General features: G+C 71.3%; 20 protein-coding genes. 4 read left to right on the plus strand and 16 right to left on the minus strand.

Annotation, left to right across the window (positions count from 1 at the left end; genetic code table 11):
- Nucleotides 1–17 precede the first annotated feature (17 nt).
- The 9 genes from Cs7R123_RS34415 to hemE all read right to left on the minus strand — a co-directional run bounded on the left by Cs7R123_RS34415 (nt 18) and on the right by hemE (nt 11,973).
- Nucleotides 18–1,808, minus strand: a complete 1,791-nt coding sequence (locus Cs7R123_RS34415) for a glycosyl hydrolase family 28-related protein (RefSeq protein ID WP_212832810.1) — start codon at nt 1,806–1,808, stop codon at nt 18–20.
- A gap of 166 nt (nt 1,809–1,974) precedes the next feature.
- A complete protein-coding gene (locus Cs7R123_RS34420; protein WP_212832811.1) occupies nt 1,975–3,600 on the minus strand; it encodes an alpha-amylase family glycosyl hydrolase in 1,626 nt (541 codons plus the stop codon).
- A gap of 90 nt (nt 3,601–3,690) precedes the next feature.
- Nucleotides 3,691–4,578: a carbohydrate ABC transporter permease gene (locus tag Cs7R123_RS34425; RefSeq protein WP_212832812.1), complete on the minus strand. Its 888-nt coding sequence runs from the start codon at nt 4,576–4,578 to the stop codon at nt 3,691–3,693.
- Nucleotides 4,579–4,589: 11 nt separating this feature from the next.
- A complete protein-coding gene (locus tag Cs7R123_RS34430; protein ID WP_212832813.1) occupies nt 4,590–5,528 on the minus strand; it encodes a carbohydrate ABC transporter permease in 939 nt (312 codons plus the stop codon).
- 86 nt (nt 5,529–5,614) lie between these two features.
- Nucleotides 5,615–6,967 (minus strand): ABC transporter substrate-binding protein, encoded by a 1,353-nt coding sequence (locus Cs7R123_RS34435; RefSeq protein ID WP_212832814.1) that lies wholly within the window; start codon nt 6,965–6,967, stop codon nt 5,615–5,617.
- A gap of 654 nt (nt 6,968–7,621) precedes the next feature.
- A complete protein-coding gene (locus tag Cs7R123_RS34440; protein WP_212832815.1) occupies nt 7,622–8,680 on the minus strand; it encodes a LacI family DNA-binding transcriptional regulator in 1,059 nt (352 codons plus the stop codon).
- Nucleotides 8,681–8,807: 127 nt separating this feature from the next.
- Nucleotides 8,808–9,509 carry a hydrogen peroxide-dependent heme synthase gene (gene hemQ, locus Cs7R123_RS34445; RefSeq protein WP_212832817.1) on the minus strand — a complete coding sequence of 234 codons (702 nt, stop codon included), beginning with the start codon at nt 9,507–9,509 and terminating at the stop codon, nt 8,808–8,810.
- Nucleotides 9,509–10,906, minus strand: coding sequence for a protoporphyrinogen oxidase (gene hemG / locus Cs7R123_RS34450; protein WP_212832819.1), 1,398 nt, complete (start codon nt 10,904–10,906; stop codon nt 9,509–9,511). The genes hemQ and hemG overlap by 1 nt, the downstream gene beginning before the upstream one ends.
- Nucleotides 10,903–11,973 carry a uroporphyrinogen decarboxylase gene (gene hemE, locus Cs7R123_RS34455; RefSeq protein ID WP_212832821.1) on the minus strand — a complete coding sequence of 357 codons (1,071 nt, stop codon included), beginning with the start codon at nt 11,971–11,973 and terminating at the stop codon, nt 10,903–10,905. Before hemE ends, hemG begins: the two co-directional genes overlap by 4 nt.
- A gap of 104 nt (nt 11,974–12,077) precedes the next feature.
- Between hemE and Cs7R123_RS34460 the strand changes: the two genes are divergently transcribed.
- A complete protein-coding gene (locus tag Cs7R123_RS34460; protein WP_212832823.1) occupies nt 12,078–12,641 on the plus strand; it encodes a DUF3000 domain-containing protein in 564 nt (187 codons plus the stop codon).
- Nucleotides 12,642–12,723: 82 nt separating this feature from the next.
- On the opposite strand, the gene Cs7R123_RS34465 is transcribed toward Cs7R123_RS34460, so the two are convergent.
- Both Cs7R123_RS34465 and Cs7R123_RS34470 read right to left on the minus strand, forming a co-directional pair.
- Complete coding sequence (locus tag Cs7R123_RS34465) at nt 12,724–13,548, minus strand: hypothetical protein (RefSeq protein WP_212832825.1); 825 nt, start codon at nt 13,546–13,548, stop codon at nt 12,724–12,726.
- Between the two features lie 53 nt (nt 13,549–13,601).
- Nucleotides 13,602–14,744 carry a S1C family serine protease gene (locus Cs7R123_RS34470; protein WP_212832826.1) on the minus strand — a complete coding sequence of 381 codons (1,143 nt, stop codon included), beginning with the start codon at nt 14,742–14,744 and terminating at the stop codon, nt 13,602–13,604.
- 265 nt (nt 14,745–15,009) lie between these two features.
- Between Cs7R123_RS34470 and Cs7R123_RS34475 the strand changes: the two genes are divergently transcribed.
- On the plus strand, nt 15,010–16,383 hold the full coding sequence (locus tag Cs7R123_RS34475; protein ID WP_212832827.1) for a ribonuclease D: 1,374 nt from the start codon (nt 15,010–15,012) through the stop codon (nt 16,381–16,383).
- Here the strand turns inward: Cs7R123_RS34475 and Cs7R123_RS34480 are convergent.
- Nucleotides 16,278–17,312 carry a hypothetical protein gene (locus Cs7R123_RS34480; protein WP_212832828.1) on the minus strand — a complete coding sequence of 345 codons (1,035 nt, stop codon included), beginning with the start codon at nt 17,310–17,312 and terminating at the stop codon, nt 16,278–16,280. The two genes, Cs7R123_RS34475 and Cs7R123_RS34480, sit on opposite strands and share 106 nt — an antisense overlap.
- A complete protein-coding gene (locus tag Cs7R123_RS34485; RefSeq protein WP_212832829.1) occupies nt 17,309–17,632 on the minus strand; it encodes a PadR family transcriptional regulator in 324 nt (107 codons plus the stop codon). The genes Cs7R123_RS34480 and Cs7R123_RS34485 overlap by 4 nt, the downstream gene beginning before the upstream one ends.
- 168 nt (nt 17,633–17,800) lie before the next feature.
- On the opposite strand from Cs7R123_RS34485, the gene Cs7R123_RS34490 reads away from it, so the two are divergent.
- Both Cs7R123_RS34490 and Cs7R123_RS34495 read left to right on the plus strand, forming a co-directional pair.
- Nucleotides 17,801–18,997 (plus strand): thiolase family protein, encoded by a 1,197-nt coding sequence (locus Cs7R123_RS34490; protein WP_212832830.1) that lies wholly within the window; start codon nt 17,801–17,803, stop codon nt 18,995–18,997.
- The gene (locus Cs7R123_RS34495) at nt 18,994–21,021 is read left to right on the plus strand and encodes a 3-hydroxyacyl-CoA dehydrogenase NAD-binding domain-containing protein (protein WP_212832831.1); all 2,028 of its coding nucleotides are present in this window, start codon (nt 18,994–18,996) and stop codon (nt 21,019–21,021) included. Before Cs7R123_RS34490 ends, Cs7R123_RS34495 begins: the two co-directional genes overlap by 4 nt.
- A gap of 110 nt (nt 21,022–21,131) precedes the next feature.
- Here Cs7R123_RS34495 and Cs7R123_RS34500 read toward each other — a convergent pair whose 3' ends face one another.
- From Cs7R123_RS34500 to Cs7R123_RS34510, 3 genes are all read right to left on the minus strand, one after another.
- Nucleotides 21,132–22,034, minus strand: coding sequence for a glycoside hydrolase family 64 protein (locus Cs7R123_RS34500; RefSeq protein ID WP_244872328.1), 903 nt, complete (start codon nt 22,032–22,034; stop codon nt 21,132–21,134).
- Between the two features lie 7 nt (nt 22,035–22,041).
- Nucleotides 22,042–22,962: a glycoside hydrolase family 16 protein gene (locus Cs7R123_RS34505; RefSeq protein ID WP_244872329.1), complete on the minus strand. Its 921-nt coding sequence runs from the start codon at nt 22,960–22,962 to the stop codon at nt 22,042–22,044.
- Nucleotides 22,963–23,313: 351 nt separating this feature from the next.
- A complete protein-coding gene (locus Cs7R123_RS34510) occupies nt 23,314–23,754 on the minus strand; it encodes a PIN domain-containing protein (protein WP_212832837.1) in 441 nt (146 codons plus the stop codon).
- Nucleotides 23,755–23,831: the final 77 nt, after the last annotated feature.

Below are 23,831 nucleotides of genomic sequence, written 5' to 3' on the forward strand. Positions count from 1 at the left end.
GTAACCGGCGTGACGAGTCACGCGTGCCGGGCGAACCGGTAAACCGGCTCGGGCAGGGGTCCGCAGTACGTGTCCTCCAGTCCGGTGCTGTCACTGGCCGTCAGGGTGAAGGCGATCCCGTCGGGGCAGGTGTAGAGGCCCGCCTTGCCGGGTGTCACCACCTTGACCTGCGAGATCTTGGCCTCACCCATGGACAGCAGCGCCACCCCGAAGGTGCCGGGGCTGTCGACCAGCAGCTTGTCGACGGTCACGCCCCGGATCGTCGAGGCGAAGAACATGAGCCCGCCGTACGTGCTGTCGAGCAGCTCGTTGTCGGTGATCCGGATGTCGGCGTCGATCGGGCCGTCCTTGGCGTAGAGCCATACCGCCGCGATCTGGGCCTGGAGTCCCTCGAAGCGGCCGCCGGCCCGCAGGGTGGTGTTGCGCGTCAGCGTGGTGGTGCCGGACAGGAAGACCGTGCCGCCGAACCGGTTGGCCACGTGCAGGCCGCCGCCCTCGACCAGGGTGTCGGCCACGACGTTGTCGCTGACCGTGTTGTCGTGCCCGCCGTAGATCGCGATGCCGTTGGCCAGCATCGGCAGCAGCACCGTGTTGAACCGGATCGTGTTGTGGTGGTCGGGGAACTCGTCGGCCCAGGTCGCGATGCCGTCGTCGCCGGTGTTGCGGATGACGTTGTGCTCGATGACGGTGTTGCTGACGCCCCGGTGCAGGTTGATGCCGTCGGCGGTCTGGTCGTAGATCCGGTTGCCGCTGATGGTGAGGCCGTCGAACGGCCCGTCCAGCCACATGCCGACCTTGGTGTGCTGGATCCACAGGTTCTGCACCTTGGAGCCGCCGCCCAGGGCGCCGCCGACGCCGTTGACCTGCGCGTTGTCGTCGCGCTCGCCGGTCTCACCGATGATCGAGAAGTCGCTGAGGGCGACCCCCCTGCTCGGCTTGGGCGCGTAGTTCCCGTAGAGGCCGACGTCCTTGCCGTGCAGCACGCTGTGCCACATGCCCGCGCCGCTCAGGGTCACCTGGTCGACGATCAGGTGCTGGTTGACCTGGAACGTGCCCGGCGGCAGCCATACCGGCCGCTTCTTGGCCTTTCCTTCGGCCAGGGCGGCGGTGATCGCGGGGGCCGAGTCGGCCTTGCCGGTCGGGTCGGCCCCGAAGTCGACCACGTCGAGGGCGCCGTCGGGCTTGGCCGCCGGGGGCGCCACCTGCTCGAAGTCGGCCAGATCGATCGTGTACGAAGCAGCCGTGTCGGCCGCGTCCTTGGTGATCCGGACCTTCGCCCCCGCCGGGATCTCCCTGTCGAACAGGGTGCGCGCGTGGTCGTAGAAGTGGTGGCCGGAGCCGTCGGCCGGGTTGTTCGTGAACGGGAACCCGCCGTAGAACCAGCCGTACCGGGAGGTCACCGGCAGGTCGAGGGTGTCGGCGCCGTCGACGTGCACCGAGAGGGTCGCGTCGGCGCCCGCGCCGTCGGCCGAGTCCGGGACGCTGTAGCGCAGGGTGAGCGCGTTCGCGGGCTTGGCCAGGGTGAACTCGACGTAGTCGCCGGTCGCGGACAGGGTGACGGCCTGCCGCCCGGACGCCTCGGCGGCCAGCGTCTTCGCGGTCCGGTCCGGCCCGACCAGCTTGCCCTGGTAGGCGGCGGCCTCGGCCTCGTACTCGGTGAACGGGACGGTGGCGCCGCGGCCGGTGATCGCGAACGGCGACAGCGCGGGCGGGGGCGGCGGGGCGGGCTTCGGCTCGTCCGCCGAGCACCCCGCCGCGGTGGCGCCGAGGAGCAGCAGGGCCGCCAGCGCCGAAATCCGGGTCCGCATGTTCTCCGCCCTCCCGAGCAGCTCAGATCAAAGACGTCAGGAAGGGCACCTTCTCCATCAGATCCCGAGCAGAGTTGCTGCTCGTCTGGCTGACGCCAGTCGACGAAGGTGCCCTTCCCTGTTGCAAGGCCGGTGGGGAGGGCCGCTCACCCTCCCCACCGGGGTCTCAGGGGCGCAGCCAGACGGTGGTGTCCGGCGGCAGGTTGTCGCCGTCGAGGTCGCCGCTGGCGACCAGGACCGCGCTGTGGGCGGGCAGCTTGGCCGACTCGGTGGACAGGTTCGCCACGCAGATCACGTCGGGGTTGCCGGGGCGGCTGAAGGCCAGCACCTGCGGGGCGCTGTCGAGCCAGGACATCGGGCCGTCGCCGAGCGCGGGCTCGGCGTGGCGGGTGTGCAGCGCCTTGCGGTACAGCTCCAGCATCGAGGCCGGGTCACCGGTCTGCGCCTGGGCGGTGTACGCCTTCCACGCCGCGGGCTGCGGCAGCCACGGCTCGGTGGCCGCGTCGTCGGGGCTGAAGCCGAACGGCGCCTCGTCGCCGGACCAGGGCAGCGGCACCCGGCAGCCGTCCCGGCCCGGGTCGACCCCGCCGGTGCGGTGCCACATCGGGTCCTGCTTGAGCGCGTCCGGGATGTCCTCGACCTCCCACAGGCCGAGCTCCTCGCCCTGGTAGAGGTAGGACGAGCCGGGCAGGGCCAGCGAGAGCAGGATCGCGGCGCGGGCGCGGCGGGTGCCGAGCTCCAGGTCGAACGGCGTGCCGAAGTCGCGGCCCTTGAAGCTGAACGAGGTGTCCTCGCGGCCGTACCGGCTGATGTGCCGGGTGACGTCGTGGTTGGACAGCACCCAGGTCGCCGGGGCCTGCACGGGCGCGTGCGAGCTCAGCGTCTCGTCGATGACCTCGCGCAGCTTGTCGGCGTCCCACGGGGCGCACAGGTAGTTCAGGTTGAACGCCGTGTGCATCTCGTCCGGGCGCAGGTAGTTGGTGAAGCGCTGCACGTCGGGCATCCACACCTCGCCGATCAGCGCGCGGCCGCCGTACTCCTCGGCGATCCGGCGCCAGGCCCGGTAGACCTCGTGGACGTCGTCGCGGTCCTCGAACGGGTGCTTGTCGACCGTGCCCACCTCGGGCAGGGTCGCGTCCTTGGTCAGCAGCGCCGCCGAGTCGATCCGGATGCCGTCGGCACCCCGGTCGAACCAGAACCGCAGCACGTCCTCGAACTCCTGCCGCACGTCCGGGTGGTCCCAGTTGAAGTCGGGCTGGGCGCCGTCGAACAGGTGCAGGTACCACTCGCCGGGGGTGCCGTCCGGCTCGGTCACCCGGGTCCAGGTGCCGCCGCCGAAGTTCGACGTCCAGTTGGTGGGGGGCAGCTCGCCGTGCTCGCCCTTGCCGGGCCGGAACCAGAACCGCTCGCGCTCCGGCGAGCCGGGCCCGGCGGCCAGGGCCGCCTGGAACCACGGGGTCTGGTCGGAGCAGTGGTTGGGCACGACGTCGACGATGACCCGGATGCCCAGCGCGTGCGCCTCGGCGATCAGCTGCTCGGCCTCGGCCAGCGAGCCGAACAGCGGATCGATCTCGCGGTAGTCGGTGACGTCGTAGCCGCCGTCTGCCTGCGGCGAGACATACCAGGGGTTGAACCAGATGGCGTCGATCCCCAGGTCCTTCAGATACGGAAGGCGCGCCCGGACTCCGGCCAGGTCACCCACGCCGTCGCCGTTGCCGTCGGCGAAGCTGCGGACATAGACCTGGTAGATGGCGGCGTCGCGCCACCATGCGCGAGTGTCTGGCTGAGACACAGGAGCCTGCTTTCTTGTGCGGGTAGTGCGAACGGGGTCAAGCGGCCTTGCGAGAACCACGCGCGCTGTCCGGATGGACAATGCCTGGGTTCAACCCTTGAGACTGCCTGCCTGCAGGCCGCCGAGGATGCTGCGCTGGAACACCATGAACACGACGATCATCGGGATGCTGGCGATGACCAGGCCGGCGAGCATCTCGGTGAGCGGCACCTGGTTGGTGGCCGACAGGCGGCTCAGCGCCACGCTCAACGTCTGCGCATCCGGGTCCTGCAGCACCAGCAGCGGCCACAGGAAGTCCTTCCACATGCCGATCACGGCGAAGATGGAGACCACCGCGAGCACCGGCCGCGACAGCGGCAGGACGATGTGCCACAGCACCCGCACCCGGCCGGCACCGTCCATCGACGCCGAGTCGAGCAGGTCGTTGGGGATCTGGTCGAAGAACCGCTTGAGCACGTAGATGTTGAACGCGTTGGCCGCGCCCGGCAGCCACAGCGCCCACGGCGAGTTCAGCAGGTTCCAGCCGAAGATCGGGACGTCGGTGACGGTCAGGTATGCCGGGACCAGCAGCGCCGCGGCGGGCAGCATCAGGCTGGCGAGCATGCCGCCGAGGATGAGCTTGCCGCCGACCGGCTTCAGCTTCGACAGCGCGTACGCCGCGGTCACGTCGACCAGCAGCTGCACGAACCAGCCGCCGATCGAGTAGTACAGCGTGTTCAGGAAGAAGTGCGCGATGTTGAGCTGGTCCCAGGCGAGCTTGTAGGTGTCCCAGTGCCACGACTCCGGGATGAAGGTCGGCGTCGGGCGCACCAGCTCGGCCGGGTGCTTCACCGCGCCGGTGACCATCCAGTAGAAGGGGAAGAAGAACACCACCACAAAGGTGATCATCAGTACGGTGAGGACCGTGTAGTAGATCACCTTGTTGCGCCGCCGGTTGAGGTCGGTGCCGGAGATCAGGGTCCGGGTGTCGGAGGTCATCGCGGGCTCCCTCAGTCCTGGTCGCGCGTGACGCGCAGGTAGACGGCGGAGAAGACGCCCAGCACGATGAAGAGCAGCACGCTCATCGCGGCGGCCAGGCCGAAGTCGTTGTTGACGGTGAAGGCGTACCGGTAGATCAGCACCATCACGGTGATGGTGTCCGGGTTCGTGGTGCCGGTGAGCTGGTAGGGCTCGATGAACACCTGCATGGTGGCCACGATCTGGAGCAGCAGCAGCACCAGCATGATGAAGCGCATCTGCGGGATGGTGATGTGCCGCAGCCGCTGCCAGACGCTGGCGCCCTCCAGCTCGGCGGCCTCGTACAGCTCGCCGGGGATGTTCTGCAGCGCGGCCAGGTACATGATGGTGGCGCCGCCCATGTTGGCCCACGTGGAGACCAGCACCAGCGAGATCATCGACATCTTGGGCGACTGGGTCCAGTCCGACGTCGGCAGGTGCAGGAAGCTCAGCACGGTGTTGAACAGGCCGTTGCCCGGGTCGTAGAAGAACTTCCACAGCAGCACCACCACGATCGGCGGCAGCATCACCGGCAGGTAGATCGCGATCCGGAAGAAGCCCTTGAAGTGCCGGATCTCGTTGAGGATCACCGCGATGGCGAACGGCACCAGGTAGCCCAGGATCAGCGCCAGGACGGTGAACTTGAGGGTGTTCCACCACGCCGTGTAGAACAGCGGGTCGTCGAAGATCGCCTTGAAGTTGTCGAACCCGACCCAGATCGGGTCGGTGACGAAGTTCACCTGCTGGAAGCTCAGGATGACACCGCGCACCAGCGGATACCAGGAGAAGAGCGCGAAGCACGCGATGCCCGCGGCCATGAACGCGTAGCCGAGAACGTTGTCTCCGACTTTGCGGCGCAGCTTGTCGCGCCGTGACGCGGGACTCGCGCCACCGGAGTACGGCGTGCGCGCCTTCGGCCGCTCGCTCGTCATAACCGCCATCGCAGGTGACCTTCCTTGGGGTACCAGTCAGTCGAGTGGGCCGCCGGCGCGAGGCCGGCGGCCCATCGGGTGTTGCTTTACTTGACCGCGGCCAGAATCGTGTTGACCTGCTTCTCCGCGTCGGCGAGCAGGGCGGCGATGTCCGCGTTCTTGTCGGTCAGCACCTTCAGCATCGCCGTGTCGAGCACCGCGTAGATCTGCTGAGCCTGCGGCGGCTCGAGCTTCAGCGGGATGCTCGCGGTGGCGCTCACGAACGGGGCGTAGTTCTCCGTCGGGACGTTGGCCAGCGACTTGGAGGAAGCGGCCTGCTTCTCCGCGGCGGCACCGGTCCAGATCAGCGGCTCGGGCAGGCCGACCGGCTGCTTGGCGTCAGCGGCGGTCTTGTTCTGCTGCTCGATCCGGTCCGGGTTCGTGTAGCGGAAGGTCAGCCACTTCAGGCCGGCCCGGATCTTCTCCGGGGTCGCCTTGGCGTTGAACATGAAGCCCTCGCCACCGGCCAGGGTGCCGGCACCGCCGGGGACCGGGCCCAGGCCGTACTCCTTGAAGTCACCCTTGAACTGGTTGACGATCGTGGGGATGTTGTCGCTGGTCGCGACGTACATGCCCAGCTTGCCCGACGCCATCATCTGGAGCAGGTCAGCCCACTCGAGCTGCTGACGGGCGCCCATGGTGTTGTCGGTCCAGCGCATGTCCTTCAGCTGCTGCAGGACCTGCTTGCCCTTGTCGCTGTTGAAGGCGGCCTTCCAGGTGTCGCCGTCCTTGACCGCGATGTCCCCGCCGAGCGAGTAGATCTCGGCGGTGAAGTGCCAGCCACCGGTGTTGCTCTTGCTGTAGTCGCCGTAGCCGACCGTGCCGCCACCCAGCGCCGCGATCTTCTGGGCCGCGGTGCGGACCTCTTCCCAGGTCTTCGGCGGGCTGTTCGGGTCGAGACCGGCCTTGGTGAACAGCGTCCGGTTGTACAGCAGACCCATCGAGTAGTTCTTCGTCGGGATGCCGTAGACCTTGCCGTCCGCGCCCGAGTAGACCTTCATCAGGTCGGGGCGCAGCTGCGCGATCGCCGGGAACTCACCGGTGTACGCGGAGATGTCCGCGACCTGGCGCTTGGCGATCAGGTTGCCCGGGTCGGTGAAGTACGTGTAGAAGACGTCCTCCAGCTGGCCGCCGGCCAGCTTGGTGGCGAACGTCTGGGGGTCCATGAACCCCTCTTTGGCGTCGATCTTGATGTTCGCGTTGGCCGCTTCGAAGGCCTTCACGTCGTCGAGGAACGACTTGCGGTTCACCGGGTCCGACTCCGGCGGGAGGCCGTTGACCGTGATGGTCACCGGACCGCTGGGCTTCTCCGGCTCCTTCTCGGAGCAGGCAGCCGGGAGCACGGCCACGCTGGCGGTAAGCAGCAGGCCAACCGCCTTGCTGAACCTTCTTCTGTCCATAGGATTGGAGGTCCTTCCTTGCGGAGGCATGCGGGGCGGTCACCCTGGACAAGTTCCGCCCCGCATGGGGGTTCTTCCATTCAGTTCGGGCAAAGCACCGGACCGCTGCCGCGCGGTGTACACGCTGACGGCCCCGATTTCGTCTTTGTTTCCGTGCCGTCGCCCCGGGGTTTCCCCCGATGACGATGGTGAGCAGCGTAGGCCGCGAGTACGCAAGAAGTCTATAGTCCTTTGCAAGAACGTAATGATCGACTATTCCGTCCCAGCTCACAGCAGCGCAAGGCAGGAACGCAAGACCGGCAGGACGCGTACGGCCAGCCGTCGGGCCACGCCTCGGGAGGGCTCACCAGAGGACACCTGACCTGCTGAAACGGTTTTGTGGGGCCAGGCCCTGCGCAACGTTGCACCGGCTCGGGGGAAACCGCGCGGCAACACAACGTTCGTCCGTCGAGTTCTTGAACCCGGAAACAGTGCAGCCGCCGGACGTTCCGTCGAACGTCCGGCGGCTGCGGAGGCGGCGCCCACCGGTCACGCCGCCAGGCCTGCACGGCCCAGACCACGCAAGTTGCCGGGCAATCGGGCGCACCTGGGCGCTTCATACGCCCGATTGCCCGGCAACTTCGGTGGTCTTGAGGGGCCGGCCGGTCGGCGAGGTCAGAGGGTGCGGGCGGTCTGGGCGGGGACGGGGCGCGACGGCACGGCCGCACCTGAACCGGTCGAGCCGCGCACCACCAGCTCGGTCTCGAACAGCAGCTCGTCGGCGGGCACGGTGTTGCCCGCGATCTCGCTGATGAGCAGGGCGACGGCGGCCTGCCCCATCGACTCGATCGGCTGGCGCACCGTGGTCAGCGGCGGGTCCGTGCAGGCCATGACGGACGAGTCGTCGTACCCGACGATGGAGACGTCGCCGGGCACGCTCTTGCCGAGCCGGCGCACGCCGCGCACCGCGCCCAGCGCGAGCACGTCGCTGGCGCACACCAGGCCGGTCACGCCGCGGCCGATCAGCCGCGCCGCGGCCGCGTGGCCGCCCTCCATCGAGAAGATGGTGCGCTCGATGAGGTCCTCGGGGTCGATGCCCACGGGCGGCCCGTCGAGGGCCAGGCGGGTCAGGAACGCCTGGTGCTTGCGTGAGGAGGGCACGTGGTCGGGCGGGCCGAGGATCAGCCCGATCCGCTCGTGGCCCAGGGAGGCCAGGTGGTTGTAGGCCTGCTCGACCGCGACGGCGTCGTCGGCGGAGACCCGGGGGAAGCCCAGATCCTCGATACCGGCGTTGACCAGTATCGCGGGCAGGCCCCGGTCGAGCAGGCGGCGGTAGTGCTCGTGCTCGGCATCGGCCTGGGCGTAGTTGCCGCCCGCGAAGATCACGCCGGACACCTGCTGTTCCAGCAGCATGTCGACGTAGTCCGACTCGGCCACGCCGTCGGCCGTGCGGGTGCACAGCACGGGGGTGAACCCCCGTTTGGCCAGTGCCCCGGCCACGACCTCGGCGAACGCGGGGAAGATCGGGTTCTGAAGTTCGGGCAGGACCAGCCCGACCAGACGCGCCCGCTCCCCGCGCAACTTGGTGGGGCGCTCGTAACCGAGCACGTCCAGGGCGGTGAGAACGGCCGTCCGGGTGGCCTCGGAGATGCCCGGCCGCCCGTTGAGCACCCTGCTCACGGTGGCCGTGCTCACCCCCACGTACTTCGCCACTTCGGCGAGTCTGCGCGTCATGGTACGCAAGTGTAGAGCACAATCGTGCAAATGAGTTGCACGGGTTGGCTGACGTTTTGCAGACCAAACGCATGACCCACCGCAAGCGGTTACGGCAACGTGATATGTGGTATTTTCCTCCGCCTTATCAGGGCAACGCGGAGACGATCTCCTCCATCGAGCGCCGCCGCCCGGTGTAGAACGGCACCTCCTCGCGCACGTGACGGCGCGCCGACGAGGCCCGCAGGTCGCGCATCAGGTCGACGATGCGGTGCAGCTCGTCGGCCTCGAACGCGAGCATCCACTCGTAGTCGCCCAGTGCGAACGAGGCCACCGTGTTGGCCCGCACGTCCGGGTAGCCGCGCGCCATCCGCCCGTGCTCGGCCAGCATCTCGCGCCGCTCCTCGTCCGGCAGCAGATACCACTCGTACGACCGCACGAACGGATACACGCAGACGTAGCCGCGGGCCTCCTCGCCGGCCAGGAACGCCGGGATGTGGCTCTTGTTGAACTCCGCCGGGCGGTGCAGCGCCATCTGCGACCAGACCGGCGTCAGGCACTTGCCCAGCGCGGTGCGCCGGAACCGGCCGTAGGCGTCCTGCAGCGCGTCGGAGGAGGCCGAGTGCCACCAGATCATGATGTCGGCGTCGGCGCGCAGCCCGGCCACGTCGTACACGCCGCGGATGGTGACGTCCTTCTCCGCGAGCTGCCCGAAGAGCTGGTCGACCTCCCCGGCGACCTCGGAGCGGATCGACGGCAGCGGGCCGGTGGCCCGGAACACCGACCACATGGTGTACCGGATGGTGTCGTTGAGCTCGCGCAGCCGGGAGGCGTTGGTCTGTTCGGTCATTATTCCCATCCTCGTAGCAGCAGGTCGGCGGCCAGCTCGGCCGAGTTGACGCAGGCGGGGATGCCCACGCCGTCGAAGGCGGCGCCCACCAGCACCAGCGGCAGCTCGGCCAGCGCCTCACGCGCGTTCGCCACCCGCTCGACATGGCCGGGGGCGTACTGCGGCAGCGCCCCGCCCCAGCGGGTGACCGTCGCGGCCGCCGGTTCGGGCAGCGAGGTGCCGAGCACCGCCGACAGGTCGGCGCGCACCGTGGCGACGATCTCCGCGTCGGGGCGCTGCAGGACCGCGTGGTCGCCGTGGCGGCCGACGCTGGCGCGCAGCAGCACCGAGCCGTCAGACCGGCGGTGGTGCTCCCACTTGGTGCTGAAGAACGTCGCGGCCTTGATGGTCAGCCCCTGGTCGGCCGGGACCAGGAAGCCGCTGAGCGCGGGCAGGTCGACGCCGGGCAGGGTCAGCGTGACCAGCCCGACGTTGGCGTATTCCAGCACCCCGAGGTGCTCGGCGGCCTCCGGCGCGGTCGGCGCCAGCAGGCGCGCGGCGGGACGGGCGGGCACGGCGAGCACCACCGCGTCGGCGTCCAGCCGCCACGGGCGGGCGGCGCGCGGGGCGTCGTCGGTGGCCGCGCCGACGGTCAGGGTCCAGCCGTCGGCGGTGCGGACCAGCTCGCGTACCGGCATGCCGAGGTGGATCTCGACGCCGCGCCGCTCCAGCTCGGCGCGGGCCGCCTGGACCAGCGTGCCGAGGCCGCCGCGCAGCGTGCCGAAGACCGGCGTGCCGGGCTGGTGCGCCCGGCTGGTCCCGGCGGCCCGCTGCACGGCCGCGCGCAGGGTGTGCTCGCGGCCGAGGAAGCGGTGCAGCGCGGGCATGGTGGCCGCCAGCGAGAGGCCGTCGGCGCTGCCGGCGTACACGCCGCCCAGCAGCGGGTCGACCAGGTGGGTGACCACCTCGTCGCCCAGCCGCTCGCGCACCACGTCGCCCACGGCGCGGTCCTCGCGCGGGGCCAGCACCGGCGCGCCCCGGTCGACGTCGCCCTGGCTCAGGGTGGCCACGCCGACCAGGTCGGTGTCCGGGCCCGGCACGCCCATCACGGTGCCGGTGGGCAGCGGGCGCAGTGCTCCGGCCACCCACAGCCCGGCGCCGCCCGCGATCGGGTGCTCCAGCAGGTGCTCCAGCTTCAGGGCCGAGACCAGGCGCATCGCGCCGCTCGGGCCCCAGGCCGGGTCGCGCATCAGGAACTGCTCGGCGCCCAGTTCCACGCCGTCGGCGCGGGTGTGCAGCTTGCCGCCCAGACGGTCGGCCTGCTCCACGATCGTGACCGCGACGCCCGACTCGGACAGCCGTAGCGCGGCGGCCAGGCCCGAGATGCCCCCGCCGATTACTGCCACGTGGCGGGTCATCGCTTGCTGACCTCGTGCACCAGCTCGACCACGCGGGTGAGCACGGTCGGGTCGGTCTCCGGCAGCACGCCGTGGCCGAGGTTGAAGACGTGGCCCGGCGCGGCGCCGCCCTCGTCGAGCACCCGGCGCACCTCGCGCTCGATCACCTCCCACGGCGCGAACAGCACCGCGGGGTCGAGGTTGCCCTGCACCGGCTTGCCGGGCAGCTGCCGGGCGGCCGTGTCCAGCGGGGTGCGCCAGTCGACGCCGACGACGTCGGCGCCCGCCTCGGCCATCGCGGGCAGCAGCAGGCCGGTCCCGACGCCGAAGTGGATCCGCGGGATGCCCGCGTCGGCCAGCCCCGACAGCACCTGCTGCGAGTGCGGCAGGACGTACTGGCGGTAGTCGGCCTCCGAGAGGGCGCCGACCCAGGAGTCGAACAGCTGGACCGCGGCGACCCCGGCGTCAATCTGCACCTTGAGGAAGGTGAGCGTGATCTCGGCGAGGCGGGCGAGCAGGGCGTGCCACAGCTCGGGGTCGCCGTACATCAGGGCCTTGGTCTTGGTGTGGTTGCGCGACGGGCCGCCCTCGACCAGGTAGCTGGCCAGCGTGAACGGGGCGCCCGCGAAGCCGATCAGCGGGGTGGCCTTCAGCTCGCGCAGCAGCAGGGCGACGGCGTCGCCGACGTACGACACGGCGCCGGGGTCGAGCGGTCGCACCCGGTCCAGGTCGGCCATCGTGCGCACCGGTTCGGCCACGACCGGGCCGGTGCCGGCGACGATGTCGAGGTCGACCCCGGCGGCGTCCAGCGGCACCATGATGTCGCTGAACAGGATCGCCGCGTCGACGCCGTGGCGGCGGACCGGTTGCATGGTGATCTCGGTGACCAGGTCGGGGCGGCGGCACGATTCGAGCATGCGCACGCCGGCCCGCAGTTCGCGGTATTCGGGCAGGGACCGGCCCGCCTGCCGCATGAACCACACGGGGGTATGCGGCACGGCCTGCCCCCGGCAGGCGCGTACGAATGTCGATCCGGCCAAGGTGAGGCGGTTGAGGCCGCCCGTGGCTGCAGTGTTCATCGTCGCCATCGTGCCACTGGACGAGGGGTGTCCGCCGCATGGGTAGTGCGGATGTGAGCCGTATCGGCGCGGCGTGCCACCACACGGAGGCGCGGGCGCCCTAGGGTACGGCTATGGCGCTGACGACCGTACTCCCCGAGACGTTCACGCGCGCCGTCACCGCGCTGCGCTCGGTCCACCCCCGTGACGAGATCTCCCTGGAAGAGGTGCCCGCCCCCGGCAAGCTCGCGCCGTACGCGTTCGCGCTGGGCGCGTCGGTGCTCCGCCGGGGCGAGGAGGTCACCACGGGGCGGCTGATCCTGCTGCACGACCCGGCCGGGCACGACGCCTGGCAGGGCGACACCCGGCTGGTCACGTACGTCACCGCGGAGTTGGAACCCGAGCTGGCCACCGACCCGCTGCTGCCCCAGGTGGGCTGGAGCTGGCTGGTGGACGCGCTCGACGCGCACACCTCCGGCTACGCCGCGATCGGCGGCACCGTGACGCAGACCATCTCCAGCCGGTTCGGCGCGCTGGCCGCCGACGGTCCGCCCACCACCGACCTGGAGCTGCGGGCGTCCTGGACGCCGCTGGACCTCGATCTGGAGGGCCACGTGACCGCTTGGTGCACGGCGCTGGCCTCCACCGCGGGCCTGCCGCCGGTCGGCGTCTCGGCCCTGCCGCTGCGACGCAACTAGCCGGACGACAGCGAGAAGCCGAAGGGCGGCCGGATCACTCCGGGCCGCCCTTCGGCTCGTCCGGCCTACGGCCGGGACGGGATCAGAGGTACGCCTTGCAGGCCTTGTCGACGGCCTTGCCCTTGGCCTGGGTCGGGCCGCTGAAGAACGCGTCCAGCTTGTCCAGGCAGTTGGTCATCGCCTTGTTCTCGTTCTGCACGCCCTCAAGGTCCTGCTTGGCCTTGCTCAGGTCGTCCTTGACCGACGACAGCTGGCGGTTGGCCGAGTCGAGCGCGCTCTCCTTCTGCTGGAGCGACTTGTCGCGCTCGGCGACCTGCTGGGTCAGCGTGGTCCGGGTCGAGGTCAGGTCGTTGGACTTGAGCACGAACAGGGTCGTCATCACGCCGGTGGCCAGCACCAGCACGCCGGTGAGGATGCTGAGGACCAGCACGGCCTTGGACTTCTTGGGCGCGGCCGGGACCGGCGCCACGAAGCCGGGGTAGCCCGAGGTCGGGTACGCCGAGACCGGCATCGCCGAGACCGGGTAGGAGTCGGCGGCCGGGTACTGCTGCGGCGCGGCCTGGTACTGCTGCGGCGCGGCCGGGGCGTAGCCCGCCTGGTACGCGTCGGCGGCGGGCGCGGCCTGCGGCAGCACCGCGGTGGCCATGGCGGTCGTGGCCTCGGCGGCGGGCGCGGCGACCGGCGCCGGGGTGGCGACCGGCGCGGCGACGGGAGCCGGGGCGTAGACGGGCGCCGGGGTGGCGACCGGCGCGGCCGGAGCCGGGGTGTAGACCGGAGCCGGGTCGGCCGCCGGGGTCGGGGTGGCGACCGGGACGGGCTGCGTCGCCTCGGGCGCGACGGGCGCGGGCGCGTACGCCTGCGGCTCGGACGCACCGGCGGGGGCCGCGGCCTGCTCGGGGTTGGTCATGTGGTGCTCTCCTCCGTGATGGGGTGTTGCATGGGCTGCCGGAACACTTCCGGTCAGCACACCTTGAACTGCTTGCAGGCATCGGCGATCGGGATCGCCAGGCCGAGCCCTTCCGCGCCGGTGTACTTGGCGACGGCGATGCCGACGACCTGGCTGCTGCCGTTGATCACTGGGCCGCCGGAGTTGCCGGGGTTGATGGCGGCGTCGAACTGGATCATCGGACCGGCCTCGTCCTCGTCCTCGCGCAGCGCGCTGACGACTCCCGTGGTCACCGTGTCGGTGAGGCCGAGCGGTGCGCCCACGACCACGATCTGCTGACCGGGCCGTACGGTCTCGGTGGCCACGGTCAGACCGGTGAACTTCGCCGTGGTCTGCAGGTGGGCCACATCCCGGAGCTTGTTCACGGCGAGGATCTTCGCGTCGAAGCGCTGGCCGTCGCGAGTGATTTTCACCGTGCGGCCGCCCTGGTTCCAGACCTGCGCGACGACGTGGAAGTTGGTGAACAGGTTGGTGCCGCCACCGGCCGCGGCGGGGCCGACGGCGAAGGCGGTGCCGGTGTAGTCCCCGGCCTCGACCCGGAACACGCTGGGCAGCACCGCCGCGGCGACGTGCTCGGCGTCGAACGCCTCGCCCGCCTTCTTCTCCAGCGCGCCGATCCGGGTGTCCGCCGCCTGCTGCGCCTGGGCCGCGGCCTGCCGGTCGGCGTCGAGGCGCGAGCGCAGGCCGTCCAGGTCGGACGACAGCCCCGCGATGGTGACCGACTGCCAGACCACGGTCGCGACCAGCAGCACCGTCAGGATCGACGTGAGCACGTCCCAGCGCGCCAGGCGGCGCAGGCCGCCCCGGCTTCGCGGCGGCGCGGGCGGCATCGGCACCGCGGGCGGGGCCGGGATCGCCGACGGGACCGGGATCGGGACCGCGTGCGGGACGCCGCCCGGCGCTGCGGTCAGCGGCCGGGGCGGAAAAGGTCCGAGCGGTTGAGTCGGCACCGCACCGTACGGCTGAGGCTGGGCCGGGATCGGCTGAGCCGGCACCGGCACCGGCTGGGCCGGGGCCGGGTGGCCGGAACCGGGCGGCATCGGCACCTGCGGCATCCGCTGATCGACCGGCGCCGCTTGGACAGGCACCGCGACCTGCGGGTGAACCGGGACAGTGGCCGGCGCGACCGGCGCCGCGGGCTCGGGGCCCGTAGTCATCTTTCCTCCCCGTGCCGGTGCTGACGTGATCACCGGGCGCCCGCACCGTACACGGCCTGCGCACGTCCAGCAGCCCCGCCGAAGGGCGGAGTCACTGAACCGGTCGAGGCGGCGAATCGGCCGTTCCGCTACCCGGGCAACTCGGTTGATCAGGCACAGATGAGGTGAATTAACCGGGGGAAGTTTCATTTTTGGCCGGATCGTTACGACGCGCCACGGGACCGGGTGCGGCGACGACCCCTGCCATGCACGTACGGTGTGATCCATGACCGACGAGGACGCACTGCTGCGCCGTCGGACCCGCCACCGCACGGGCGACGGCACGCCGGACGCAGCCACGCAAGGCACCACGCATGGCGACGGCCCGACGCTGCTGACCGAACCCGCAGGCGGCACCCCCGCCCCGGTGGAGACGGCGGAGGGGCTGGCCGAGGTGCTGGCCCGGTTCGCCGCCGGGACGGGCCCGGTTGCCGTGGACGCCGAGCGCGCCTCCGGCTTCCGCTACAGCCAGCGGGCCTACCTGGTGCAGATCCGCCGCCGCGGCGCGGGCACGGCGCTGATCGACCCGGTGCCGCTGGGCGACCTGTCCGCGCTGGACGAGGTCCTCGCCGACGCCGAATGGGTGCTGCACGCCGCGAGCCAGGACCTGCCGTGCCTGGCCGAGCTGGGCCTGCGCCCGCGCCGACTGTTCGACACCGAGCTCGCCGCCCGGCTGGCCGACTTCGAGCGGGTCGGCCTGGCCGCCCTCACCGAGCAGCTGCTGGGCCGGACGCTGGAGAAGCACCACTCGGCGGCGGACTGGTCCACCCGCCCGCTGCCGCAGGACTGGCTGACCTACGCCGCGCTCGACGTGGAGCTGCTGGTCGAGCTGCGCGACGCGCTGGAGGCCGAGCTGGCCCGGCAGGGCAAGACGGCCTGGGCCGGCCAGGAGTTCGCCGCGCTGGTCGCCAACGGGGCCCGGCCGCCCAAGCCGCGGGTCGACCCGTGGCGGCGTACCTCGGGCATGCACCGCGTGCGCGGCGCGCGGGCGCAGTCGCGGGTGCGGGCGCTCTGGTATGCCCGCGACGCCATCGCCACCCGCCGGGACACCGCCCCGGGCCGGGTGCTGCCCGACGCTGCGATCGTGGCCGCCGCCGAGATGAACCCCAAGAGCGAGCGGGAGCTGCTGCTGCTGCCCGGCTTCGGCGGCCGCTCGGTGCGCCGCCTGGCCGCAACCTGGCTGGACGCGCTGGAGGAGGCGCGCAACCTGCCCGACGACGCCCTGCCCACGTCACCGCAGTTCGAGGGGCCGCCCCCGCCGCACCGCTGGGCCGACAAGGACCCGGTGGCGGCGGCCCGGCTGGCCCGGTGCCGCGAGGTGGTGACCAAGACCGCCGAGCAGCACCACCTGCCGCCGGAGAACCTGATCACCCCGGACTTCGTGCGCCGCCTGGCGTGGGAGCCGCCCGCCGCCGACGAGGCGGCCGTGGCCGCGGTGCTCGCCGGGTTCGGCGCCCGGCAGTGGCAGTGCGACCTGCTCGCCGCGGAGCTGGCTCAGGCGCTGGTCGAGCCGGAGCCGACCGAGCCGACCGAGTTGGCCGAGGCCGCCGACGACTCCGGGGACACCGGGGACACCGGGGCGGAGCCGGCGGCGGGCTGAACCCGGCCGCGCCCGGCCCGGATCGCGTACGCCAGCAGATACGCCCCGAACAGCGGGTACAGGTACGGGGTGAGCTCGACGACGTCGGCGACCTGGGTGACCTCCCAGTCGCCGGGGCCGGGCAGCCCGTGCATCCCGCCGCTGTACATCGTGAACAGCCACAGCGGCGCCCAGATCCGGTTCACCCCGTCGTAGCCGCCCGGCCCGCCGTCGACGGAGAGGTACTCGTACGGCCCGGTGTGGGCGAACACGGTGATCGCGATCGCGACGTCGGCGACCAGCAGGGCGCCCAGCACCCCGACCCACCATGCGGCGGCGGTCCGGCCCCGGGCGGCCAGCCGGCCGGCCACCCCGAGCACGCCGACCATGCCCGCACCCCACCACAACAGCTCCGGCACGACCCGGTCCAGCTTGTTCGCGCTGCCCAGCAGGTAGATGACGAACGCGGCCGTCAGCAGGCACGGCAGGACCGCCGCGACGGCCAGGCGCACCGGGCCCCGCAGCGCGGTGCGGGCGCCCAGCCGGGTCGCCCCGAGCCCCAGCAACAGCGCGAGCCCGCCGATGGTGGCAGCGACGAACGGATCCAGGCTGGAGCCGGTCAGCTCCTGCAACCGCAGCACCCCGGCGACCGTGTTCGCGCCGAGCAGCCCGACGGCGCCGAGCACGACGCACAGCAGCGGCGCCAGCAGGACGGTGGCGGCGGTGACCCAGAAACGCCTGGTCATGAGGCTCCGATCGATGAGCGGGTCGGCGGCGGGGCGGGAGACGGCGAGGCTGAGGGCGTACGCCACGATGCGTGCGGACCTGCCCTCGGCGGCCAGCACGTGCAGCTCGGCGAGCCATTCGCGGTGCAGGTCGTCGCGCAGCCCGGCGGGCCAGCGGCGTGCCGCGAACGCGAGCAGGGCGGCGCCCAGCCGCCGGGCGATCATGCGCGCCCCGGTTCGGTGCGCGGCCGCAGCGGCGCGGTCGGCCGGGTCGCGGCGTGCAGTTCGGCCAGCGCCTGCCGGGCCTCGGTCACGCCCAGCGGGGTGAGCCGGTAGTAGCGGCGCGCCGGCCGCCCCTGCACCACCGGGTCGATCTGCTCCCACTCGGCCGCGAGCCAGCCGGCCCCGGTCAGCCGCTGGAGGATCGGGTACAGCGTGCCGCTGGGCAGGCCGGTGAGGTTCATCAGGTCGAGGCCGTAGCGCTCGGCTTCGGGCTCGGCCAGCAGCGCTGCCAGCACTCTGGCCACCGGCACGGTGATCCGCATGCGCGGCAGTCTATGCCGCTGCCCTACATAGGGCAAGATCCGTTTTCTACATAGGGTCGGACACGTGACCGGCCGCCGATTGTGAGCCAGACCATAGCGGGTCGCTACCGTCCGATAGTTACCCACGAGTAGCATCCGGATCGGCTCCCTACTGCAAGGAGGCAGACCGTGCCCCGTGAAGTCCGCGACGTCGTCTTCGTCGACGGCGTACGCACCCCGTTCGGCAAGGCGAACGGAGGCATCTACGCCAACACCCGCGCCGACGACCTGGTCGTGCGCTGCATCCGCGAGCTCCTGCGCCGCAACCCCCAGCTGCCGCCGGAGCGCGTCGACGAGGTGGCCATCGCCGCCACCACCCAGATCGGCGACCAGGGCCTGACCATCGGCCGCACCGCCGCACTGCTGGCGGGCCTGCCCAAGACGGTCCCCGGGTACGCGATCGACCGCATGTGCGCCGGTGCGATGACCGCGGTCACCACGGTCGCCTCGGGCATCGCGGTGGGCGCGTACGACGTGGCCATCGCGGGCGGGGTCGAGCACATGGGCCGCCACCCGATGGGCGAGGGCGTCGACCCGAACCCGCGCTTCCTCGCCGAGAAGATCGTCGACCCGTCCGCCCTGGTCATGGGCGCGACCGCGGAGAACCTGCACGACCGGTACCCGCAGCTGACCAAGGAGCGGGCCGACACGTTCGGCCTGCACAGCCAGCGCAAGACCGCCGCCGCGTACGCCGCGGGCAAGCTCCAGGGCGACCTGGTCACCGTCGCCACCCGCGACCCCGAGGCAGGCTGGGGCCTGGCCTCGGTCGACGAGGCGCCGCGCGAGACCAGCATGGAGAAGCTGGCCGGGCTGAAGACCCCGTTCCGCCCGCACGGCAAGGTCACCGCGGGCAACGCGGCCGGTCTCAACGACGGCGCCACGAGCTGCCTGCTCGCCGCCGAGGACGTGGCCCGCGAGCTGGGCCTGCCGATCGGCATGCGGCTGGTCTCCTTCGGCTTCGTCGGCGTCGAGCCCGAGGTCATGGGCGTCGGCCCGATCCCGTCGACCGAGCGGGCGCTGCGGCTGGCCGGGCTGACCATCGCCGACATCGGCCTGTTCGAGCTGAACGAGGCGTTCGCGGTGCAGGTGCTGGCGTTCCTGGACCACTTCGGCATCGCCGACGACGACCCGCGGGTCAACCCGTGGGGCGGCGCGATCGCCGTCGGCCACCCGCTGGCCTCTTCGGGCGTACGGCTGATGACCCAGCTGTCGCGCCAGTTCGCCGAGCACCCCGAGGTGCGCTACGGCCTGACCGCCATGTGCATCGGCATCGGCATGGGCGGCACCGTGATCTGGGAGAACCCGAACTACCAGGGGGACAAGTGAGCGAGATCGTCACGCAGGCCAAGCTGCGGCTGGTCGCCGTACCCGGGCTGGACCGGCCCGCGGCGGTCATCACGCTCGACAACGGCCTGGACCACACCAAGCCCAACACCTTCGGGCCCGGCGGCCTGACCTCGCTGTCGCAGGCGATCGACGAGGCGCAGGCGGCGAACCCGTCCTTCATCGCCGTCACCGGCAAGCCGTACATCTTCTGCGTCGGCGCCGACCTGACCGGCTTCGCCTCGCTGACCTCGCGCGACCAGGTCGTCGAGATCGGCCGCCTCGGCCACGCCACCTTCGCCAAGCTGCGCGAGAGCAGCGTGCCCACGTTCGCGTTCGTCAACGGCGCGGCCATGGGCGGCGGCCTGGAGGTGGCCCTGCACTGCCACTACCGGACCCTGTCGTCCGGCGCGGCCGCGCTGGCGCTGCCCGAGGTGTCGCTGGGCCTCATCCCCGGCTGGGGCGGCTCGCAGCTGCTGCCGAACATCATCGGCGTCGTCCCGGCCGCCCAGGTCGTGGTGCAGAACCCGCTGATGCAGAACAAGATGCTCAAGCCCGCGCAGGCCGCCGAGCTGGGCGTGGCCGACGTGCTGCTGGAGCCCGCCGACTTCCTGGAGCGCTCGCTGGAGTGGGCCGCGGGCGTCGTCAACGGCACGATCACCGTGGACCGGCCCGAGGTCGACCGCTCGGAGATGTGGGACGCCGTCATCGGCTTCGCGCGCACCGAGCTGGACAAGCGGCTGCACGGGGCCGTCCCGTCCGCCAGCCGCGCGCTGGACCTGCTGCTGCTGGCCAAGAACGGCGTCACCGCCGAGGGCATCGAGGCCGAGATCCAGGCCCTGGCCGACCTCGCGGTCACGCCGGAGCTGCGCAGCGGCCTGTACGCGTTCGACCTGGTGCAGCGGCGGGCCAAGCGACCGGCCGGGGCGCCGGACAAGTCGCTGGCCCGCAGCGTCACCAAGGTCGGCATCGTCGGCGCGGGCCTGATGGCCTCGCAGCTGGCGCTGCTGTTCGCCAAGCGCCTGGAGGTGCCGGTGGTCCTCACCGACCTCGACTCCACGCGGGTGGACAAGGGCGTCGGCTACGTGCACGCCGAGCTGGACAAGGCCGTGGCCAAGGGCCGCATGTCCGCGGGCAAGGCCGCCAAGCTGCGCGGCCTGGTCAGCGGCTCGGTCGACAAGTCCGTCTTCGCCGACGCCGACTTCGTCATCGAGGCCGTGTTCGAGGAGCTGTCGGTCAAGAAGAAGGTCTGGGCCGAGCTGGAGACCATCGTCAAGCCCGAGGCGGTGCTGGCCACCAACACCTCGTCGCTGTCGGTCACCGAGATGGCCGCCGAGCTGGCCCACCCCGAGCGGGTGGTCGGCTTCCACTTCTTCAACCCGGTCGCGCTGATGCCGCTGCTGGAGATCGTGCGCGGCGAGCGCACCGACGACGCGGCGCTGGCCACAGCGTTCGCCGTCGGCCGGACGCTGAAGAAGAGCTGCGTACTGGTCAAGGACGCTCCCGCGTTCGTGGTCAACCGGGTGCTGACCCGCCTGTTCGGCGAGATCTGGAACGCCGTCGACGCGGGCACCCCGCTGAAGACCGCCGACCGGGCGCTGGACCCGCTGGGCCTGCCGATGCGGCCGCTGGCGCTGCTCCAGCTCGTCGGCCCGGCCGTGGCCGCGCACGTCGGCGGGACGCTGCACCACGCGTTCCCGGACCGGTTCCCGGCCAGCGCGAGCCTGGCCGCGATCGCCGCCTCCGGCGTGCCGCTGATGGTCGACGACCGGCTCAACCCGGAGGTCGAAGGCCTGCTGGTGCAGGGCGACAGCCCGCTCACCGGCGAGCAGGTCCGCGAGCGGGCGCTGGCGGCGCTGGCGCAGGAGATCCGGCTGATGCTGGACGAGGGTGTGGTGGCCGAGGCCGCCGACATCGACCTGTGCATGATCATGGGCGCGGGCTGGCCGTTCCACCTGGGCGGCATCACGCCGTACCTGGACCGCTCCGGCGTCTCCCGCGCCGTCACCGGCCGTACCTTCGCCTGACCTCGCGCTAGGGATGATCGCCGCCTGCGGTCGGAAGACGAGGTCTCAGACCACGTTCCGACCGCAGGCGGCGATCATGCTGTCACCAGCCGACGGCGGCGATCACGCTGTCACCAGCCCACGGCGATGAGCATGTACTGCGGGTTGTCGAGGGCGATGAAGCTGGACTGGTTGGCCACGTCGTCGTAGGGGAAGCCGTAGGCCTTGTCGCCGACGGCGTGGTTGTGCCAGAACCGGGCGTAGTAGTTGGCCGGGGCCGCCTGGTAGAACCGGCTCACGTCGCCCCACTGCGCCTGCGGGAGCTGCGCGACGTGGCGGTTGAGCGCGCCGCACAGGGCGGCGTTGGACGCGAGCGGTCCGGCGCAGCCGAAGACGTCGCTGGTGGAGACGTTGTAGCCCAGCGACGAGGTGTAGTTCTTGAAGTAGTTCTGGTACTGGCCGCCCGGCGCGAACGCGGCGGACCTGCTCGGCGCGATGATCCGGTACGGCGCCTGCGCCAGGTGCTTGAACTGCGCGGGCATCGCGTCGGCGAACTCCTGGAACGTGGCGTCGCGCCCCTGCGCGAAGACCGCCTGGGTCTCCCCCACCGTCGACTCCTTGCCGCCCTTGGTGTGCACGCGCAGGGCGAGCTTGAGCCCGAACCCGTCCACCCGGGTCGTGTTGACGCCGATCCACGCGGCCGTGGTGTTGAGCTCGATGAAGTCGGAGTACTGGCTGTCCGGTGAGCCGAGGTGGAAGTACATCCGCGCGGCCGAGATCACCGGGACGTCGACGTACTGCTTCTCGGCGATCGAGTGGGTCTGGCCGTTGAAGGTCCAGAAGACCTTGCTGTCCGGGTACTGGCCGTTGGTGCGGTTGAGCACCTTGAACGTCATGACGTGGCTCGACACCGGGATCCCCGCGGTGGGGCCCCAGAAGTCGTCTGCCGCGACGGCCTGCGGGGCGGACAGGAGCGCGCCGGCGGCGGTGGCCGCGGCGCAGGCGAGGGCGGCGAGGCGGGTCAGACGGGTCATCGCGGACCTACTTCCGGTAGACGGCGACATAGTCGATCTTCATGGCGTGGCCGCCCTCGGTGGCGGCGTTGGGACCGCCGCCGAAGGCGTCGGGGAAGCCGCCGCCGATGGCCAGGTCGAGGATGATGAAGAACGGGTGGTCGACCGCGTTGGACCAGGTCGCGGCGGGCACCTGGTTGGCGTTCACGGTGAAGTAGTTGACGCCGTCGCGATACCAGCGGATCTGCTCCGGACTGACCGACCGGTCGATCTGGACCGCGTACGTGTGGTAGCCCGTCTGGCAGCCGTTGCACGCGCGCTCGCCGCTGCCGATGCCGGTGGACTCGTTGCACGGGCCGCCCGGGTTGGTGCCGCAGTGCAGCGTGCCGAAGACGGAGCTGCGGCCGTTGACGTCCTCCATGATGTCGACCTCGCCGGAGGTCGGCCACGGCACGCCGTTGCGCAGCGGGGCGCCGAGCATCCAGAATGCCGGCCAGTATCCGGCGCCGTTGGCCGTGGTCACGTCCGGCTGCCAGATCGCGGCCTTGACCAGCAGGATCCCGTTCGGCCCGGCGCCGAAGGTCGCCTTCGTCTCGATCCGGCCGGAGGTCCAGCCGTCGCGCGGGGCGGTGCCCGCGTGCTTCGCCTTGAGCACGAGGTGGCCGTTGCCGTCGCGGTAGACGTTCTGCGTGCTGCTGGTCATGGTCTCGATCTCGCCGGTGCCGAAGCTGCTGCCCGGACCGGTGTCGTAGATCCACTCACCGGTGTCGACGCCGGTGTTGGCCGGGCCGTTGAAATCGGTGCTCCAGATCTCGGTGAAGCCCGCGGGCGGCGCCGGGACCGCCGCACCGGCCGCGCTGCTCGGCACCACGGCCCCCACGGTCAGCAGGCTGACGACGGCCGTAGCCCTCGCCAGCCTTCGGAGCAGTGGCGATGCCTGCACTGACATGATCGTCTCCCACATCCTGAATGGCCGGCTCCGCCCGCCGTCGCCGCACAGCAGGGCCGAAATTCCATCCACGATATGAGAGCTAGATAGGCATACGTCAATATTTTACAGGTAAGAGTTCTGCAAGAAATCGATTACCGCGCCTGGCCATGCTAACCCGCAGCGCCGCAGGCGGCCACGGCCCGCCCGCACGGATGCCGTCCCGGCGATGATCGCCGTCTGCGGTCAGAAGGCAGCCTTCAAGCCGTTCTTAGTACCGCAAACGGCGATCATCACCGCCTGATCGCGGTCAGCGAGCCCGGCCAGCGGGCAGCGCGGCGGCGATGACGGTGGCCACCGCGCTCATTTCAGCTAGGCGACGGAGCCGCGCGGCACGACCCAGCGGGTCCGAGCGCCGACGGCCGCGCAGATACGCTCGTAGTCGCTGTCGTAGTGCAGGACCACGGCCTCGTGCGCGGCGGCGGTCGCGGCGACGAACAGGTCCACGACCGAGGTGCGGTGCTGTCCCTCGGCTGCCAGCTTCGCCTGCGCGGCCAGGGCCTTCTCCTCGACGAGATCGTCGCCGTTCAGCATGATCGTGGCGTCGAGCAGCGCGCGCAGCTGCCGGTACTCCGCACCGTTGCGCGCGCTGTAGCAGACCTCGGCGGTCAGCAGCGCACAGGTGCCGAGCTCCCCCGACCTGGTGAGGTCGGTGATCGCCTCGGCCACGGACGGCAGCGTGCGGCGGGCCCACACGGACGTGTCGACCAGATAGATCGGAAACGGACAGAAGCGGCCGCAGGCCGCGATCATGCGCGGATGATCGCGGCCTGCGGTCGAAACGTGCGGTGGCTGGCGAGGTTCTGACCGCAGACGGCGATCATCGCGTC

This window comes from Catellatospora sp. TT07R-123, assembly GCF_018327705.1.
In the GTDB taxonomy this organism is placed as follows: Bacteria; Actinomycetota; Actinomycetes; order Mycobacteriales; family Micromonosporaceae; genus Catellatospora.